Origin of the sequence: Variovorax sp. PBL-H6, assembly GCF_901827155.1 — a bacterium.
Classification (GTDB): Bacteria; Pseudomonadota; Gammaproteobacteria; order Burkholderiales; family Burkholderiaceae_C; genus Variovorax.
This window is the reverse complement of record NZ_LR594659.1, coordinates 3,323,577-3,339,602: the sequence shown is the minus strand read 5'-3', so window position 1 is coordinate 3,339,602 and position 16,026 is coordinate 3,323,577. Positions and strand designations below refer to the sequence as shown.

The following is a 16,026-nucleotide window of genomic DNA, read 5'->3' as shown; positions in this document are numbered from 1 at the left end:
TCAGGCCACCTTCAGCGCGAGCGTAAGGCCCGACAGGAACGCGTCTTCCACCCGGTGGCCGGTGCACCAGTCGCCGGCCAGGCCGATGCGGGACTTGGCATCCCACAGGTGCGGTGCACCGATCGGCACCTGGGTCTGCGCCTCGGGCCAGCAGCGCGTCTGCGCATGCGAAGGCGTGGCGCGGATGCCGGTGATCTCGGAGAAGGCGCGCAGCAGCTTGGCTTCGACCCGCGCGGCATCGTCGCGCAGGTGCTCCTTGGACCAGGCCGGGCTGGCCTGCAGCGTCCAGCGCTCGATGCGCTCGCGGCCGGGCTTGGAGGATTCGCGCGCGAGCCAGGCCACGCGGTGATGGTTGCTGCGGGCCGCGTTCCATTGCGGGCCGAGGTGCGAGAGCGTGGGCTGGTTGGCCTGCGGAAAGGCGATCATCAAGGTCCAGCAAGGAGCGATGCGCACCGCCTCCGTCTTCTCGCGCAGCGGTGCCATGGCGGCGCCGCCGCCGAGCAGCGCGCGTGCGCTTCCCGGTGGGACCGCCAGCAGGACGGCGTCGAAGCCGGAGTAGACGTGCCGCGCATCTTCGGCACCCTCGGTACGCAGCTGCCAGCGCTGCGCGTCGAGTGCATCGGGCTCGATCGAAGTCACGCGGGTACGGGTGATGAGCGCATCGCCCAATGGTGCCGACCAGTGGGCAATCAGGGCGTCCATGCCGGGCTGCGCCACCCAGTGCTGCTCGCGGCCCGGCAAGGCAGCCTCGGCCACGCGGCCGTGCGGGTCTAGCACACGCACGAGGTTCGCACTCCAGGGGCGGCAGCAGCCGTCCGCGGTCTCGAGCGCGCGTGCAAAGCGCGGATCGCGCACGGTGAAATACTGGGCGCCGCTGTCGAAGCGGCCGAAGGGCGTGGACTCGCTCGCCATGCGCCCCCCGGGTGATGCCTCGCGCTCGAAGACACTCACGCGGTGCCCGGCCTGGACCAGGGTGCGGGCGCAGGCCACGCCAGCCATGCCTGCGCCGATGATGGCGTAGTGGCGTGGTGCAAGGGATCGGTGGCGGTCGGCGGGTGGGCGGAGGATCATGGCGTGGTCTCGATCGATGATTGGGGCAGGGCAGTGGCCGACTCTAACCGGCCCGACACACCGGAGGCGCTCAGCGTCCGCGGTGGCGCTCCAGCAGTGCGCGGCGCGTGCCTTCGTGCTCGAACTGCTCGAGCCACCATTTGAGCGCGCGCCCGGGCTTGCCGGCGGTGCGTTCGCGCCATGCGCAATGCATGGTGGCCAGCGGCGGCGCACGCTCGGTCTTGCGCTCGACCAGGTGACCGGCCTCGACATAGGGCCGCGCCATCGGCTCCGGCAGGAAGCCACCGCCGAGGCCGTGCAGCTGTGCGGCGAGCTTGGCCTGCATGGTCGGAACGGTGAGGACGTCCTGGCCGCTCACGAGATTGACCGTCATGCTCGGCCCTGCGCGCGAGGAGTCGGCTGCGGCTACGGCGCGATGTTGGCGCAGCACCGCGTCGGACAGGGGGCCTTCGAGGCGCGCAAGCGGATGATGCGGCGCCACCGCGTAGACGAAGCGCACATGGCCCAGGGGCCGGCTCCGAATGCCGGTGCTGCCGAAGGCCAGGCTGGAGGCGTCGAGCACCGCACCGACGGCGAGGTCGGCCACGCCGCTGCTGAGCGCCTCGATGGTGCCGAGCAGGGTCTCGTCACGCAGCTTCAGGCGGGTGGGCGGATCGAGTGCGAAGAAAGCAGTGGCGAGGTCGAGCATCGGGTCGCGCGCGATCACGCTGTCGATCGCGATGGTGAGCATCGGCTCCCAACCTGTGGCGACGCGCTTGACCCGGTTGGCGACGGCATCGATCTCGTTCAGCAGCCAGGAGGCTTCACGCAGCAGCTCGGCGCCGGCCTCCGTGAGCCTCGCCTGCCGGGCGCTGCGATCGAAGAGCAGCACGTCGAGCGCGTCCTCGATCTGGCGCACTCGGTAGCTCAAGGCGCTTGGGACCAGGTCCAGGTGGCGTGCCGCAGCAGCGAAGCTGCCGGTGTCGGCCACCGTCTGCAGCATGGCGAGCGCATCGGGGGTGAGGACGTCGCGAGCAGTGTGCATGGCTCATCCGATTGATCAAACGATTTGAATGATGCCATCAAACCGTGGCGCTTTCGAGACCCTCTCCAAACCCTAAAGTTCTCTTCATCCGCTGCGCATGCGGCGCGGCATATGAAAGCCTCGAGGTTCAAGTACCCGGGGCAGGAGGTTCAGAGATGTTGAAGGTTCGCAAATCCCAGGAACGCGGTTATGCCGATCACGGCTGGCTGCGCTCGTTTCACAGCTTCTCGTTTGCGGGGTACTACGACCCTGACCATATGGGGTGGGGCAACCTGCGCGTGATCAACGAGGATCGCGTTGCAGCCGGCGCCGGTTTCGGCACGCACGGCCACCGGGACATGGAGATCATCAGCTACGTCCTCTCGGGGGAGCTGGCGCACAAGGACAGCATGGGCAACGTCGAATCGATTCCGCCGGGCGACGTGCAGCGCATGAGCGCGGGCCGCGGCGTGATGCACAGCGAGTTCAACCACAAGCCTGACGAGACCACGCATTTCCTGCAGATCTGGATCGAGCCGAACGTGCGCGGCATTGCACCGGGCTACGAGCAGAAGGCGTTTCCGGACGCCGACAAGCGGGGCCGCTTGCGCCTGGTGGCTTCGCCGGACGGTGCCGACGGCTCGGTGCTGGTGCATGCCGATGCGCGGCTGTACGCGGGCCTGTTGGACGGCGACGAGAAGGCCGAACTCGCGCTCGATCCGGAGCGCAAGAGCTACGTGCATCTCGTGAAGGGCGAGCTCGAAGTCAACGGCACGAAGCTTGCGACCGGCGATGCCGCGCTGATCGAGCGCGAATCGCAACTCACGCTCACCGCCGGCAAGGATGCCGAGGTGCTGGTGTTCGACCTGGCAGCCTGAGCGCCGCCGATTCCCTTTCTTTTTATCAACCAGAGGAGTTCTTCCAATGTCCAGTAGCACCACCACCGCATCGACCTTTGCCGTACCAGCCACCGCGAGCACGGCCCAGGACACGCTGGCCCTGATCGGCCGCGTGCTGATCGCGCTTCTTTTCGTACCGGCCGGCTTCGGCAAGCTCACGGGCTTTGCCGGCGTCGTCGGTTACATCGGCTCTGTCGGGCTGCCGGTGCCGCAACTGGGGGCCGCGATTGCCATCGTCGCGGAACTCGGTGTCGGCTTGATGTTCCTCGTCGGCTACAAGACGCGCATTGCCGCCATCGTGCTCGCCGTGTTCACCATCGCCGCCAGCATCTTCTTCCACAACTACTGGGCCCTGTCGGCCGACAAGGCGATGGTCAACCAGCTGATGTTCTTCAAGAACATCGCGGTGGCAGGCGGCCTGCTCGCGTTCGCGGCCTTCGGTGCCGGCCGCTTCAGCCTCGACAAGCGCTGAAGCTGCAGGAGGCGTCGATCGCCAATAATCCCGCATGACCGACATCGTTGTTGTTTTTCATTCGGGGTACGGCCACACGCAGCGCATCGCGCAGGCGGTGGCCGATGGCGCGGAGGCCCGGCTGCTGCAGATCGATGCTGACGGCAACCTGCCGGCCGACGGCTGGGACCTGCTCGCCGCGGCCGACGCGATCATCATGGGCTCGCCCACCTACATGGGTGGCGTGAGCTGGCAGTTCAAGAAGTTTGCCGATGCGTCCTCGAAGGTCTGGTTTGTCCAGGGCTGGAAGAACAAGCTTTTCGCCGGCTTCACCAACAGCGCCGCGATGAACGGCGACAAGGGCGCCACGCTGACCTACCTGTGGCACCTGGCCAGCCAGCATGGCGGGCTCTGGGTGCCGATCGGCACGATGCCGAGCAACGACAAGGCGGCGCGGCGCGATTCGATCAACTACGTCGGCGGCTACGGCGGCCTGCTGACCACATCGCCGACCGATGCCAGCCCGGCGGAAATCGCCAAGGGCGACCTCGAGACCGCCATCGCCTTCGGCGAGCACGTGGCCGAGGTGGCACGATCGCACGGCCGGTCGCCGGCATGAATGACCCATGGAGAACCCACGATGACTGAAGCAACGCTGCTCCAACCGCACGACAAGGACCTGGGCGGAGGCTTCAAGGTCCGCCGCCTGCTGCCGGCCGCCCGGCGGCGCTCGGTCGGCCCCTTCGTGTTCTTCGACCATTTCGGCCCTGCCACCGAGACCCCGGGCAAGGAGCACGACGTGCGGCCTCATCCGCACATCGGGCTGGCCACCGTCACCTACCTGTTCGACGGCGCGATGATGCACCGCGACAGCCTGGGGGTGGTGCAGGAGATCCGTCCCGGCGCGATCAACTGGATGACGGCCGGCCGCGGCATCGTGCATTCCGAACGCAAACCCGAGCCGCTGCTGGATGCGACCTACGTCAACCACGGCCTGCAGCTCTGGGCTGCGCTGCCTCAGGCCTTCGAGGAGGTCGAGCCCAGCTTCTCGCACACCGCAGCCGACCAGATCCCGGCCGTCGAGGTGCAGGGCGTGGCGGTGCGCGTGCTGGTGGGCGAGGCCTTCGGCGCGCGCTCGCCGGTCAAGACCTATTCGAACACGCTCTATCTCGACGTGGCCCTGCCGGCCGGTGGGCGCTTCGAGCTGCCGAGCCTGGCCGAGGAAATGGCTGTCTATGCCATCGATGGCGCGATCCGGCTCGACGGCGTGCCGGTGGCGCAGCACACGATGGCGGCGCTGCCGGACGGCCAGGGCGGCGTGCTCGAAGCGGACGATGCGGTGCGCATCGTGATCATCGGCGGCGAGCCGCTCGATGGGCCCCGCTACATCACCTGGAACTTCGTCTCCAGCCGCCGCGAGCGCATCCTCGAGGCCGGCGACGCGTGGGCCGCGCAGCGCATGGGCCAAGTGCCGGGCGAAACCGAGTTCATCCCGCTGCCGGGGCATCCGTTTCGCGTGCAGGGGTCGGAGCCGGACGTGAAGACCACGCCTGTGTGACGCTGTGAAGGCGGGCAGTACGCTTCTCAGCCCTTGATGGCGAGGTCCGGGTCCTCCGCGGCCCGAGCGCTTGCCCGGTTCGAGCGCGCACTCAGATCCGGCGCGAGCGCCTCGCGCCCATCAAACACGAAGCACTCGCCGCGGTAGTGCGCCCCGCCCACCTGCTCAAAATACTTGAGGATGCCCCCGTCGAGTTGCAGCACGTCCGCCAGGCCTTCCTCGCGCATCAGGATCGCAGCCTTCTCGCAGCGGATGCCGCCGGTGCAGAAGCTCACCACCGTCTTGCCGGCCAGTTGCTCGCGATGCGTGCGCAAGGCCTTCGGAAATTCGGTGAACTTGCGGATGCGCCAGTCGATCGCGCCCTCGAAGCTGCCGTGGTCGACCTCGAAGGCATTGCGCGTGTCCAGCAGCGCGATCGGCTTGCCCGTGTCGTCGTGGCCCTGGTCCAGCCAGCGCTTGAGCGTGGGCGCGTCGACGCTCGGCGCGCGGCCGGCGGCGGGCTGGACGGCGGGATGGTCCATGCGGATGATCTCGCGCTTGAGCTTGACCAGCATGCGCCGGAAGGGCTGCGCCTCGGACCAGCTCTTCTTGGCTTCGAGGTCGGCAAAGCGTGCATCGGCACGCAGGCTGTCGAGGAACGAATCCACCGCGGCGGCTGCACCCGCGACGAACAGGTTGATGCCCTCGGGCGCAACCAGGATGGTGCCCTTGAGCGCGAGCGCATGGGTGCGGGCGCGCAGCGCCTCGCGCAGGGCCTCGCCTTCCTCGATGGCGACGAACTTGTAGGCCGCGATATTCAAAATTTCTTGCACGGGGGCGGATTGTAGGGATGACCAACTCACAGGGTGGAAGGACGGGTTTCTACAATCGAGCCCATGTTCGTTCACCTGCGCCTGCACACCGAGTTCTCCGTCGTCGACGGCACCAACCGCATCGATGAAGTCGTCAAGGCCGCCGCCGCCGACAAGCAGCCCGCGCTGGCGATCACCGATCTCAACAACATCTTCGGCGGCGTCAAGTTCTACAAGGAAGCTCGTGGGAAGGGCGTCAAGCCTGTGCTGGGCGCGGAGATCTTCGTCGACGGCCTGGGCACCGAGCCGGGTGCGCTGACGCGGATCGTGCTGCTGGTGCAGAACATGGAAGGCTACCTGCATCTGTCGGAGCTGCTGGCGCGCGCCTGGACCCAGAACGTGGGCCGTGGCCAGGCGCAGGCGGCGTGCAAGCTGGCGTGGCTCGAAGAGCTGCAAGGCGGGCTGATCGCGCTTTCGGGCGCGCAGGCCGGCCCGCTGGGTGCGCCGCTGCTGCAAGGCCAGGCCGAGCGCGCGGCCGAAGTCGCGCTGCAGCTCGCGGGCCTGTTCCCACACCGCTTCTACATCGAGCTGCAGCGCGCCGGCCGCCCCCAGGACGAACCGCATGTGCTGGCCGCGGTGCAGCTGGCCGCGCGCCTGAACCTGCCGGTGGTCGCCACCCATCCGGTGCAGTTCGCCTCCGCCGAGGACTTCGAGGCGCACGAAGCGCGCGTGTGCATTTCGGAGGGCGAGATCCTCGGCAACGCACGCCGCGTGCGCCGCTTCACGCCGCAGCAGTACTTCAAGTCGGCCGCCGAGATGGAGGCGCTCTTCGCCGACGTGCCGAGCGCGATCGCCAACACGGTGGAGATCGCCAAGCGCTGCAACCTCACGCTCACCCTGGGCAAGCCCAGGCTACCCAACTTCCCGACGCCGAACGGCATGCCGATCGAGGAGTACTTCCGCGTCGCGTCCTACGAAGGCCTGGAGGATCGCCTCGAGCACCTGTACGCCGATCCGTCCAAGCGCGATGCCGAGCGCCCGCGCTACGTGGAACGGCTGGAGTTCGAGATCAACACCATCCTCAAGATGGGCTTCCCGGGCTATTTCCTCATCGTGGGGGACTTCATCAACTGGGCCAAGAAGAACGGCTGCCCCGTGGGCCCCGGCCGGGGCTCGGGTGCCGGCTCGCTGGTGGCCTACGCGCTGAAGATCACCGACCTGGACCCGCTCGAATACAAGCTGCTGTTCGAACGCTTCCTGAACCCCGAGCGCGTGTCGATGCCCGACTTCGACATCGACTTCTGCCAGAGCAACCGCGACCGGGTGATCGACTATGTGAAGGACAAGTACGGCCGCGATGCCGTGAGCCAGATCGCGACCTTCGGAACCATGGCCGCGCGCGCCGCCATCCGGGACGTGGGCCGCGTGCTGGACATGAGCTACACCTTCTGCGACGGCATCAGCAAGCTCATCCCGAACAAGCCGGGCATGTCGGTCACGCTGCAGTACCCGCCGGTTCCGAAGGTGGAGGGCGACAAGAACAACTACGCCATCGAGATGGAGCCGCAGCTCGCCGCGCGCATCGAGAAGGAGGAAGAAGTCCGCATGCTGGTCGAGCTCGCACAGAAGCTCGAGGGCATGACGCGCAACATCGGCATGCACGCCGGCGGCGTGCTGATCGCGCCTGGCAAGCTCACCGACTTCTGCCCGCTCTATCAGCAGCCAGGCAGCGACTCGGCTGTGAGCCAGTACGACAAGGACGACGTGGAGGCCATCGGCCTGGTGAAGTTCGACTTTCTGGGCCTGGCAACGCTGACCATCCTGGAGATCGCCAAGGAGTTCATCGTCAAGCGCCACAAGGGCCAGGAGAACTTCGCCTACGAGGACATCCGGCTCGACGACACGGCCACCTACAGGCTCTTCTCCGAGGGAAAGACCGAGGCCGTGTTCCAGTTCGAATCGCGCGGCATGCAGGGCATGCTGAAGGACGCGCGGCCGACGCGGCTCGAAGACCTGATCGCGCTGAACGCGCTGTACCGGCCCGGCCCGATGGACCTGATCCCCAGCTTCGTCGCGCGCAAGCACGGCCGCGAGCCGGTGGAGTACCCGCATCCGCTGGTGGAAGACATGCTCTCCGAGACCTACGGGATCATGGTCTACCAGGAACAGGTGATGCAGACCGCGCAGATCCTGGGCGGCTACTCGCTCGGCGGCGCCGACCTGCTGCGCCGTGCCATGGGGAAGAAGAAGGCCGAGGAGATGGCCGAGCACCGTCTGACCTTCCGCGCCGGTGCGGCCAGGAACGGCATCACCGAGGAGAAGGCCGACGAGATCTTCGACTTGATGGAGAAGTTCGCGGGCTACGGCTTCAACAAGTCGCACGCGGCGGCCTACTCGCTGCTGGCGTATCACACGGGTTGGCTCAAGGTCCACTACACGGCCGAGTTCTTTTGCGCCAACATGACCGTGGAAATGGACGACACCGACAAGCTCAAGGTGTTGTTCGAGGACGCGCAGAAGAACTTCGGCATGACCTTCGAGCCGCCGGACGTGAACCGCGGCAACTACCGCTTCGAGCCGGTCACCGACAAGGTGATCCGCTACGGCCTCGGCGCGGTCAAGGGCACCGGCCAGCTCGCGGTGGAGGCCGTGGTGCGGGCGCGGGAGGAGGGCGGGCCCTTCAAGAGCCTGTTCGACTTCTGCGTGCGGGTGGACCGCCAGCGCATCAACAAGCGCACGGTGGAGGCGCTGATCAAGGCCGGCGCCTTCGATGCGTTGCAGCAGAACCGCGCCGCGCTCGTGGCATCCATCGATCGCGCCTTCGAGTTCGCAGCGGCCACGGAGGCCAACGCCGCGCAGGCCGACATCTTCGGAGAATGCGAGCATGGCTCTGCCACGCAGGAGCCCGAGCTGGTCGACGCCACGCCCTGGGGCGTGAAGGAGCGCCTGACGCTGGAGAAGACGGCCATCGGCTTCTACCTCTCGGGCCATCTGTTCGACGAGGTGGCGCACGAGGTGCGGCGCTTCTGCAGACGAGAGATCGACGACTTGATCGACAGCCGCGAACAGCAGGTCATCGCCGGCATCGTGAGCGACATGCGGGTGATCAACGGCCAGCGCGGGCGGCTGGCGATCTTCAAGCTGGACGACAAGTCCGCTTCCATCGAGGCCACGGCCGACGAGGCGCTGATCAACAACAACCGCAACACGCTGAAGGACGACGAGCTGGTCATCGTGAGCGGGCGCCTGCAGCCGGGTCGCGGTGGCTTCGAGGCGCGCTTCCAGGTGCAGCAGGTATGGGACCTCGCCACTGCGCGCTGCCGCTTCGGCAAGTTCCTGCGGGTAGCGGTCAACGGCAAAGCGCCGGACATCGCGCGGCTGGTGCGCGAGTTCCCGCCGCGCACCGAGCAGAGCGAGCACGGCGAACTGCTGCAAGGGCTGGCGGTGCGCCTGTCGATGGCGCGCGGTGGCGCGCAGGTGGAGCTGCAGTTGGGCGAGCGGGCGAAGTTCTTCCCGACCGACGCGGCGCTGGCGAGCTGGATGGCGCAGGCGGAGGCGGGGAAGGCGGCGGTGGTGTACGACTGAGGGCGATTGGCCTAAACGCGGTGGAGAAGGCGTTTTGCCTTTTGTTGGCAATCGGTGGACTGCCTCGCGATGCATTTGGGTTCGAAATGACCGGATTTTATTGGGGAAAATTGATTGCTTCTACGGTTGAGTCCAGTTCGCGCAGCTTTTTTGTCAGAGATTCTCGTGCACCGTTCCAAATAGGCTCCGAGAGCTCATGAAATTTCTCGTTGGACATGCCCATCTGTACCTTGGCAGTTTTCCGATGGGGTGCACTCCAGCTGGTGATGGCCTCAAGAGCATGGGCTATTCGCTGGCTGATGACTTCTCCATGAAGTGGCTGTAAATTGTTTTTGACAGCAGAAATCATCGGGCGCACTACTAGCTGGTAGATGATTTCGTATTTGGCATCTTCACGAAAATGCATGAAGCTGGTTCTGAAGTTCTTTGGCCAGTTGTGGTTGATGTCTTCGAAAAGACTCTTCAAAACTGTTGTGAGTTCTGATGGAAGGGCTGTGTCGGCTATCCAGTCTGGAATGCTTTTTATCAAGTCTTCCAGAAATCCATCCCATGCCGGATCATCTTTAAAGATTTGATTGAACTCGCTGACTCTGATGTCTATTTCTTCCAAACGAGCATCGATGTGCTTGAGCAAAGAGTCGGATAGGGGGGAAATTGTTTTTGCAAGCTCTTCGGGATTTATTGGAGCGAATGGATTGATTTTAATTCCAAGGTTTTCAATTTCGGCTACTGCTGATGCAATCGATTGTCCGTTGACTGGGACAAGAAGTTTCAACGCATGGGCGGAAGTTTCGTCCATCGTCCACCACTCTGTCGAGATTTTGACAGCCGTCATCATTTTTTTTTGCGGCGCTATTGATGTCATGAGGTTTCATCGCCATGTACTCCTCCCTAATACTCTCGAAGTTGGCAATGAGCATGGGCGGAATGCCGGTATTATGAGCAGCGGGGCGTTGCTGCCTGATAGCGGTGCGAACGTAAAAGTCCCATGTCAATTTTTGAATCGAAACGGGTGAATTCGACGCACGTGCTGCGCTGCATTCCTCTTCGAGAGCGATTTTCTCGGAGGGCGAAATTTGGATTAAAAACAAGGGTGCTACGACTTTTGTAATTTCCTTCAACGCTTTTGCGTCTTCCTTGGCGAGCTTGATTTGATTGCCTGCTGCGCGATCTGGCTTGTAGATCAGTCGAGACAATTTGCTCTTGATGCCGGTGTTGTCTGGCGTTGGTTTCTTGATTGACGTATTGTCGGTTTTTGCCGGCATGCGTCGTGCTTGTTTAACTCCTTCGTTTTTTAACGTCTTTGGTAAGTCTCTGTGGTTGCCCAACATTTTTTTCGGCACCGCCTTGCTTAGCTGGGATTCCGAACTTTCCTCGGACGAGATGTCGTCTGATTTCGAATCTAATTTGTCAGTAAGATTTTTACTGGAAGGAGGCAAGTAATTGTTGAAGCGCATGTTCGTCTGTAAGTTGTGGGCGTGCGCAATCGCCTGTCAGCCTGTGCAAACAGCCAGGCATGTTCAGAGCGACGAGAGTGCGCTTAGATGAGTAACGACCAGAGATCCGGCGTTCCATTGCGTTGAGCAACCACAGCATTTGGCCTGCCCCAGCACTACTCAGGCGCGTGAGCCCTCGACGATTTAACGCGCGGTCGAGTCATTTCATACCGCGTGTCAACCGTGCGCGGTACAGCCTCAACCGCGCTTCGGGCGCAGTGTGACGCTCAGGCGCGGCGGCACGGTGCCATCGACGTCGCGCGGCAGCTTCTCGGTCTTCTGCAGCGCGCGCAGGGCGGCCTCGTCCCAGTTCGGCAGGCCGCTGCTCTTGACCAGCGCCGGCGTGCCGACGATGGTGCCGTCGGGCGCGAGGCGGACGTCGAACTCGGCGCCAGGATTGCCGCTCACCAGATCTGCTTCCGGAAACACGACGTTAGGCCGCACTGCGGCTGCGACCTTGCCACCGTAGCTGCCCGAGGGGCCCGATGAGCGCGCGGCATTGCCTTCGCCGCCGGTACCCGCCATGGCCTGCATGCGCTTGAGCGTGGCCGCGCGGTCGGCCGCTGCCTGCGCGGCCGATTTGGCTTCGGCTTCCTTCTTCTTGGCGGCCTCGGCCTCCTTCTTCGCCTCTGCCTCCTTCTTCGCCTGGGCCTCCTTCGCCTGGGCCTCCTGCTTCTTCTTGGCCTCGGCCAGCTTCTGCTGCTGTTCCTTCTTGCGCTCGGCCTCTTCCTCGACGCGCTCGCGCTCGCGCTCCTTGGCTTCCTGTTCCTTCTTTTCCTGCGCGGCCTTGCGGGCGGCCTCGAGCTTCTTCTGCTGCTGTTGACGGGCAACTTCTTCCTCGCGCTCGCGCTCCTTCTGCTCCTTGAGCTTCTTCTCGCGCTCGAGCGCGATGTCAGGCTGCTTGGGCGGCGGTGGCGCGGGCTCCGGCGGTCTCGCTGCCTGAGGCGGCGGCGGAGGAGGAGGCGGAGGAGGCGGTGCGGGCGTCGGAGCCGGCGCAGGCGCCGGCGGTGTCGGCGCGACGGCGCGCGGCGCCGCCTGCTGGATGGTCGACGACCACAACTCCGCCTCGACGGCGTCGTTCTCGGCCTCCCGCCGCCAGCTCACGCCCCAGGTGAGCGCGATGATCAGCAGCGCATGCGCGATCAGCGCCAGCAGCACTGCACGAAAGGTCCCGCGCTGCGGCGGCGGGGCAAATTCGGGGCGGTCTGCGGCCAGCGACATGGCTTAGCGGGTGCCCGTGGTCTGGACCGAGAGGCCAACGCGCTCGATGCCGCTGGCCTTGAGCTGGTTCATCGCCTTGACCACCGTCTCGTACTTGACTGACTTGTCGGCGCTGATCACCACCGGGCGCTGCGCATCGCCGCTCTGCGCGGTGCGCGCAGCGCTGCCGATCTGGGTCATCGGGATCGACAGTGCGCCGGTGCCGGTGGACGGGTCCTTCTTGATCTGGATCTCGTCGTCGCTCTTGATCACGATCTCGACCGGCCGGTCGGGCTGCTTGTTGGCGCGGTCCACCGTGGGCAGGTTGATCACGCTCGGCGTGATGAGCGGCGCCGTGACCATGAAGATGATCAGCAGCACCAGCATGACGTCGATGAACGGGACCATGTTGATCTCGTTGATCGTGCGGCGGCCGCGGCCGCGGGAGGACATGGCTGGCATGGTGATGTCTCCGGCTGTCTGTCAGCGCACTGTGGCCGGGCCCATCTGGGACGGGTTGACGACGTGGGCCGTCAGGTTGCGCTGCAGGATGTTCGAGAACTCCTCGATGAACGTCTCCAGCCCGATCGCGATCTTGTCGATCTCGCGGGCGAAGCGGTTGTAGGCGACGACGGCCGGAATGGCAGCGAACAGGCCGATCGCGGTGGCAACCAGCGCCTCGGCAATCCCGGGCGCCACGGTGGAGAGCGTGACCTGCGCCAGCGCCGCCAGGCCGGTGAAGGCATGCATGATCCCCCATACCGTGCCGAACAGGCCCACGTAGGGCGAAACCGAGCCGACCGTCGCCAGGAAGGAGAGGTTCTGCTCCACCGCATCGAGCTCGCGCTGGAAGCTCGCGCGCATCGCGCGGCGGGCGCCGTCGAGCAGCGTGCCGGCGTCGGACACATGGCGCTCGCGCAGCTTCTGATACTCACGCATGCCGGAGGCGAAGATGCGCTCCATGGGCCCCGCAAACTTCGCGTGCTGGGCTGCCGAGGAGAACAACTCATTCAGGCTGGTGCCGGACCAGAACTCGCGCTCGAAGTCGTCATTGAGCGAGCGTGTGCGCTTGAGCGAGAAGTACTTGCGGAAGATGGCCGCCCAGCTGGCGATCGACACCACGATCAGGAGCAGCACGACGAGCTGCACCGGAAGGCTGGCATGCAGCAGGAGGGAAAGGATCGAGAGTTCTTGATTCATGGCTTCTGAGGTTGAGACATGGAGCCCGCATGGCGCGCAAGGGTTCCCGAAATCTGCGCCGGGATGCGCGCGGGCCGCAGCGTGTCTGCGTGAACCCAGCCGATGCGTATCGTGCCTTCGCAAAGCACTGGGGCATCGGCCGTCGGATCGGCGTGGGGGGCATGTGCGGGCCGGGCCAGCACGCGCTGGCCGATTATCAGCGACGCGGAGCCGATCTGGCGCAGCTCGGCGGTGACGAGCAGTTCGTCGTCGAGCCGGGCGGGGCTGTGGTACTTGAGCTGGGTCTCGCTGACCACGAAGATGCCGCCGGTCTGCTCGCGCAGCGCACGCTGCGCGATGCCCAGCGAGCGCAGCCACTCGGTGCGGGCCCGCTCCATGTACTTGAGGTAGTTGGCGTAGAACACGATGCCGCCGGCATCGGTGTCCTCCCAGTAGACGCGGACGGGGAACGAAAAGCTCATGCGGGATTTGCGGCGCCCGCCCAGGCCCGCAGCCGCTCTACTGATTCCTCGAGGTGTGCCATCGAGCTGGCCGTCGAGAAGCGGACGAAACGGGCGGTCTGGTCCGAGCCGAAGTCGCGGCCGGGCGTGATGGCGAGATGCGCCTTCTTCATGGCCTCGAAGGCGAAGTCCCAGCTGTTGGCGATGCCGAGGCGTTCGCCGAACGCCGAGCAGTCGGCCCAGGCATAGAAGGCGCCGTCGGGCACCACGGGCACGCGAAGGCCGAGCGATTCGAGCTGCGGGATGAACCAGTCGCGCCGTGCCTTGAACTCCGAGCGGCGGCGCTCGTACTCGGCGATGCTCGCGGGCTCGAAGCAGGCCAGGGCCGCGTACTGCGACACGGTGCTCGCGCAGATGAAGAGGTTCTGCGCCAATCGCTCGACCACCGGCACCAGCGCCTCGGGCACCACCAGCCAGCCCAGGCGCCAGCCGGTCATGCTGAAGTATTTGCTGAAGCTGTTGATGCTGATGATCTGATCATCGATGCCGAGGGCGCTTTGGGCGAACTTCTCGTCGTAGGAGAGGCCGAGGTAGATCTCGTCGATCAGCGTGATGCCGCCGCGCCGAGTCACGACCTCGTGGATGCGGCGCAGCTCGCCGGGCTCGATGGAGGTGCCAGTTGGGTTGGAGGGCGAGGCAAGAAGCACGCCGCGCGTGCGCTCGGTCCAGGCAGCCTCGACCTTGGCGGCACTGAGCTGGAAACGCTCCTCGGCCGTGGTCGGGATCAACACCGCGCGGCCTTCGGCAGCGCTCACGAATTGACGGTTGCAGGGATAGCTCGGGTCAGGCAGCAGGACCTCGTCGCCCGCCTCGATCAGGGCCAGGCAGGCCAGCTGCAGCGCGGCCGAGGCACCGGCAGTCACGATGATGCGGCGTGCCGGCACGTCGACATTGAAGCGTTCGCTGTACCAGCCGCTGATGCGCTCGCGCAGCACCTCGAGGCCGGTCGCGTGGGTGTACTGGGTCGCGCCGGCGCGCACCGCGCGCAAGGCGGCTTCCTGCACCGGCAGCGGCGCTGTGAAGTCGGGCTCGCCGATGTTGAGGAAGATCATCGGCCGATCGGTGTGCGCAACCTCGCGTGCCAGGGCTGACGCCGCCTTGGCGACCTCCATCACATAGAAAGGCTCGATGCGCTCGGCGCGCTTCGAAATTTTCATACGGCCCCCACGCTCGGCACTGGCGTGTCCTCGCTGCCCACCGAGGGGGCGTTCGCTTGCCTGGGGCGGCCCGACGCTGCGCTCACGGCCGTGCCTTGCCGCTCGCGCGGTCGGCTTCCACTTCGGCGGGGCGCAATTGCGGCGCAAGGCCGTTGAGAACCGCGTTGACGTACTTGTGGCCGTCGGTACCGCCGAATTCCTTGGCCAGCTCGATGCACTCGTTGAGCACCACGCGCCAGGGCACATCGGGGCAGTTCTGGAACTCGTAGACGCCGATCCACATCACGGCATGCTCGATGGGGGAAATCTCCTCCAGCTTGCGATCGAGGAGGGGCACGATGAGTGCATCGAGCTCCTGCGCGGAGGCGATGGCGCCGTGCAGCAGGGCATCGTAGTGCGCCGCGTCCGCCTTGTGGAATCCAGCCAGGTCGCGCGTGAACTGGTCGATGGACGCCGCGTCATTGCGCCCCACCAGGTGCTGGTAGAGCGCCTGCAGTGCGAACTCGCGCGCGCGACTGCGGGTGGATTTGGCGGAGGCCTTGCGGGCGCCCGTGCTGGTCAGCCCCGGGCGCGACTGGCGCGGCCGCTCGCCGCTGGTCTTGGTGTCGTCGGTCATGAAAAGAGGTCAGGGCCTGTTGGTAGACCCGATCAGCCGCGCCATCTCGACCGCTACGCGCGCCGCATCGCGGCCCTTGTCGGTCTGGCGGGCGAGTGCCTGTTCGAGGTTCTCGGTGGTGAGGATGGCATTGGCGACCGGAATCCGATAGTCGAGCGTGATCCGGCTCACGCCGGCGCCGGATTCATTGGCCACCAGTTCGAAATGGTAGGTCTCGCCGCGGATGATGCAGCCCAGCGCGACCAGTGCGTGGTAGCGGTTGCGTTCGGCCAGGGCCTGCAGCGCGAGAGGTACCTCGAGTGCACCCGGCACGCTCACCCGGTCGATGTCCTCGGCCGCGACGCCCAGTTGCTCGAGCTCGCCGAGGCAGGCCTTCGCGAGCGCGTTGGTGATGTCCTCGTTGAAGCGCGCCTGCACGATGCCGATGCGCAGCCCCCTGCCGTCGAGCGCGACGGCGCCGCCCTTGTTCGCGTCCTGCATCAGTGGTCCTGCCTTCCCG

At 65.6% G+C, this 16,026-nt stretch carries 17 protein-coding genes; 5 read left to right on the top strand and 12 right to left on the bottom strand.

The genetic code is table 11. The features are described 5' to 3' along the window. Both G3W89_RS15650 and G3W89_RS15645 read right to left on the bottom strand, forming a co-directional pair. Entirely contained in the window at window positions 1-1,071 is a 1,071-nt protein-coding gene (locus G3W89_RS15650) for an NAD(P)/FAD-dependent oxidoreductase (RefSeq protein WP_232076559.1), read from the bottom strand. 70 nt (window positions 1,072-1,141) lie between these two features. Next, window positions 1,142-2,095 (bottom strand): LysR family transcriptional regulator, encoded by a 954-nt coding sequence (locus tag G3W89_RS15645; protein WP_162575049.1) that lies wholly within the window; start codon window positions 2,093-2,095, stop codon window positions 1,142-1,144. Between the two features lie 155 nt (window positions 2,096-2,250). Here G3W89_RS15645 and G3W89_RS15640 point away from each other — a divergent pair, with 155 nt between their 5' ends. Genes G3W89_RS15640 through G3W89_RS15625 form a run of 4 tightly spaced genes read left to right on the top strand, consistent with a single transcriptional unit; the run spans window position 2,251 to window position 4,982 of the window. Then, window positions 2,251-2,952, top strand: coding sequence for a pirin family protein (locus G3W89_RS15640; RefSeq protein WP_162575048.1), 702 nt, complete (start codon window positions 2,251-2,253; stop codon window positions 2,950-2,952). 46 nt (window positions 2,953-2,998) lie between these two features. Beyond that, a complete protein-coding gene (locus G3W89_RS15635) occupies window positions 2,999-3,445 on the top strand; it encodes a DoxX family protein (RefSeq protein WP_162575047.1) in 447 nt (148 codons plus the stop codon). A gap of 34 nt (window positions 3,446-3,479) precedes the next feature. After that, window positions 3,480-4,043 (top strand): flavodoxin family protein, encoded by a 564-nt coding sequence (locus G3W89_RS15630; protein ID WP_162575046.1) that lies wholly within the window; start codon window positions 3,480-3,482, stop codon window positions 4,041-4,043. A 21-nt stretch (window positions 4,044-4,064) separates the two neighbouring features. Beyond that, the gene (locus tag G3W89_RS15625) at window positions 4,065-4,982 is read left to right on the top strand and encodes a pirin family protein (RefSeq protein ID WP_162575045.1); all 918 of its coding nucleotides are present in this window, start codon (window positions 4,065-4,067) and stop codon (window positions 4,980-4,982) included. Window positions 4,983-5,008: 26 nt separating this feature from the next. Here the strand turns inward: G3W89_RS15625 and G3W89_RS15620 are convergent, their stop codons facing one another. After that, on the bottom strand, window positions 5,009-5,794 hold the full coding sequence (locus G3W89_RS15620; protein WP_162575044.1) for a sulfurtransferase: 786 nt from the start codon (window positions 5,792-5,794) through the stop codon (window positions 5,009-5,011). 63 nt (window positions 5,795-5,857) lie between these two features. Between G3W89_RS15620 and dnaE the strand changes: the two genes are divergently transcribed. Next, the gene (dnaE, locus tag G3W89_RS15615) at window positions 5,858-9,358 is read left to right on the top strand and encodes a DNA polymerase III subunit alpha (RefSeq protein WP_162575043.1); all 3,501 of its coding nucleotides are present in this window, start codon (window positions 5,858-5,860) and stop codon (window positions 9,356-9,358) included. A gap of 97 nt (window positions 9,359-9,455) precedes the next feature. Here the strand turns inward: dnaE and G3W89_RS15610 are convergent, their stop codons facing one another. From G3W89_RS15610 to ribH, 9 genes are all read right to left on the bottom strand, one after another. Beyond that, window positions 9,456-10,157, bottom strand: a complete 702-nt coding sequence (locus tag G3W89_RS15610; protein WP_162575042.1) for a hypothetical protein — start codon at window positions 10,155-10,157, stop codon at window positions 9,456-9,458. Continuing rightward, window positions 10,075-10,815 (bottom strand): hypothetical protein, encoded by a 741-nt coding sequence (locus G3W89_RS15605; protein WP_162575041.1) that lies wholly within the window; start codon window positions 10,813-10,815, stop codon window positions 10,075-10,077. Before G3W89_RS15605 ends, G3W89_RS15610 begins: the two co-directional genes overlap by 83 nt. 237 nt (window positions 10,816-11,052) lie before the next feature. Beyond that, entirely contained in the window at window positions 11,053-12,075 is a 1,023-nt protein-coding gene (gene tolA, locus G3W89_RS15600; protein WP_162575040.1) for a cell envelope integrity protein TolA, read from the bottom strand. Window positions 12,076-12,078: 3 nt separating this feature from the next. Continuing rightward, window positions 12,079-12,516, bottom strand: a complete 438-nt coding sequence (locus tag G3W89_RS15595) for a biopolymer transporter ExbD (RefSeq protein WP_162575039.1) — start codon at window positions 12,514-12,516, stop codon at window positions 12,079-12,081. 21 nt (window positions 12,517-12,537) lie between these two features. Beyond that, window positions 12,538-13,254 carry a protein TolQ gene (gene tolQ / locus G3W89_RS15590; protein ID WP_162575038.1) on the bottom strand — a complete coding sequence of 239 codons (717 nt, stop codon included), beginning with the start codon at window positions 13,252-13,254 and terminating at the stop codon, window positions 12,538-12,540. Next, window positions 13,251-13,715, bottom strand: coding sequence for a tol-pal system-associated acyl-CoA thioesterase (ybgC, locus tag G3W89_RS15585; protein ID WP_162575037.1), 465 nt, complete (start codon window positions 13,713-13,715; stop codon window positions 13,251-13,253). The genes tolQ and ybgC overlap by 4 nt, the downstream gene beginning before the upstream one ends. Further along, window positions 13,712-14,911 (bottom strand): pyridoxal phosphate-dependent aminotransferase, encoded by a 1,200-nt coding sequence (locus G3W89_RS15580; RefSeq protein WP_162575036.1) that lies wholly within the window; start codon window positions 14,909-14,911, stop codon window positions 13,712-13,714. The genes ybgC and G3W89_RS15580 overlap by 4 nt, the downstream gene beginning before the upstream one ends. A gap of 82 nt (window positions 14,912-14,993) precedes the next feature. Next, window positions 14,994-15,527, bottom strand: coding sequence for a transcription antitermination factor NusB (nusB, locus tag G3W89_RS15575; RefSeq protein WP_162575035.1), 534 nt, complete (start codon window positions 15,525-15,527; stop codon window positions 14,994-14,996). A 9-nt stretch (window positions 15,528-15,536) separates the two neighbouring features. Continuing rightward, window positions 15,537-16,007, bottom strand: a complete 471-nt coding sequence (gene ribH / locus G3W89_RS15570) for a 6,7-dimethyl-8-ribityllumazine synthase (RefSeq protein ID WP_162575034.1) — start codon at window positions 16,005-16,007, stop codon at window positions 15,537-15,539. Window positions 16,008-16,026: the final 19 nt, after the last annotated feature.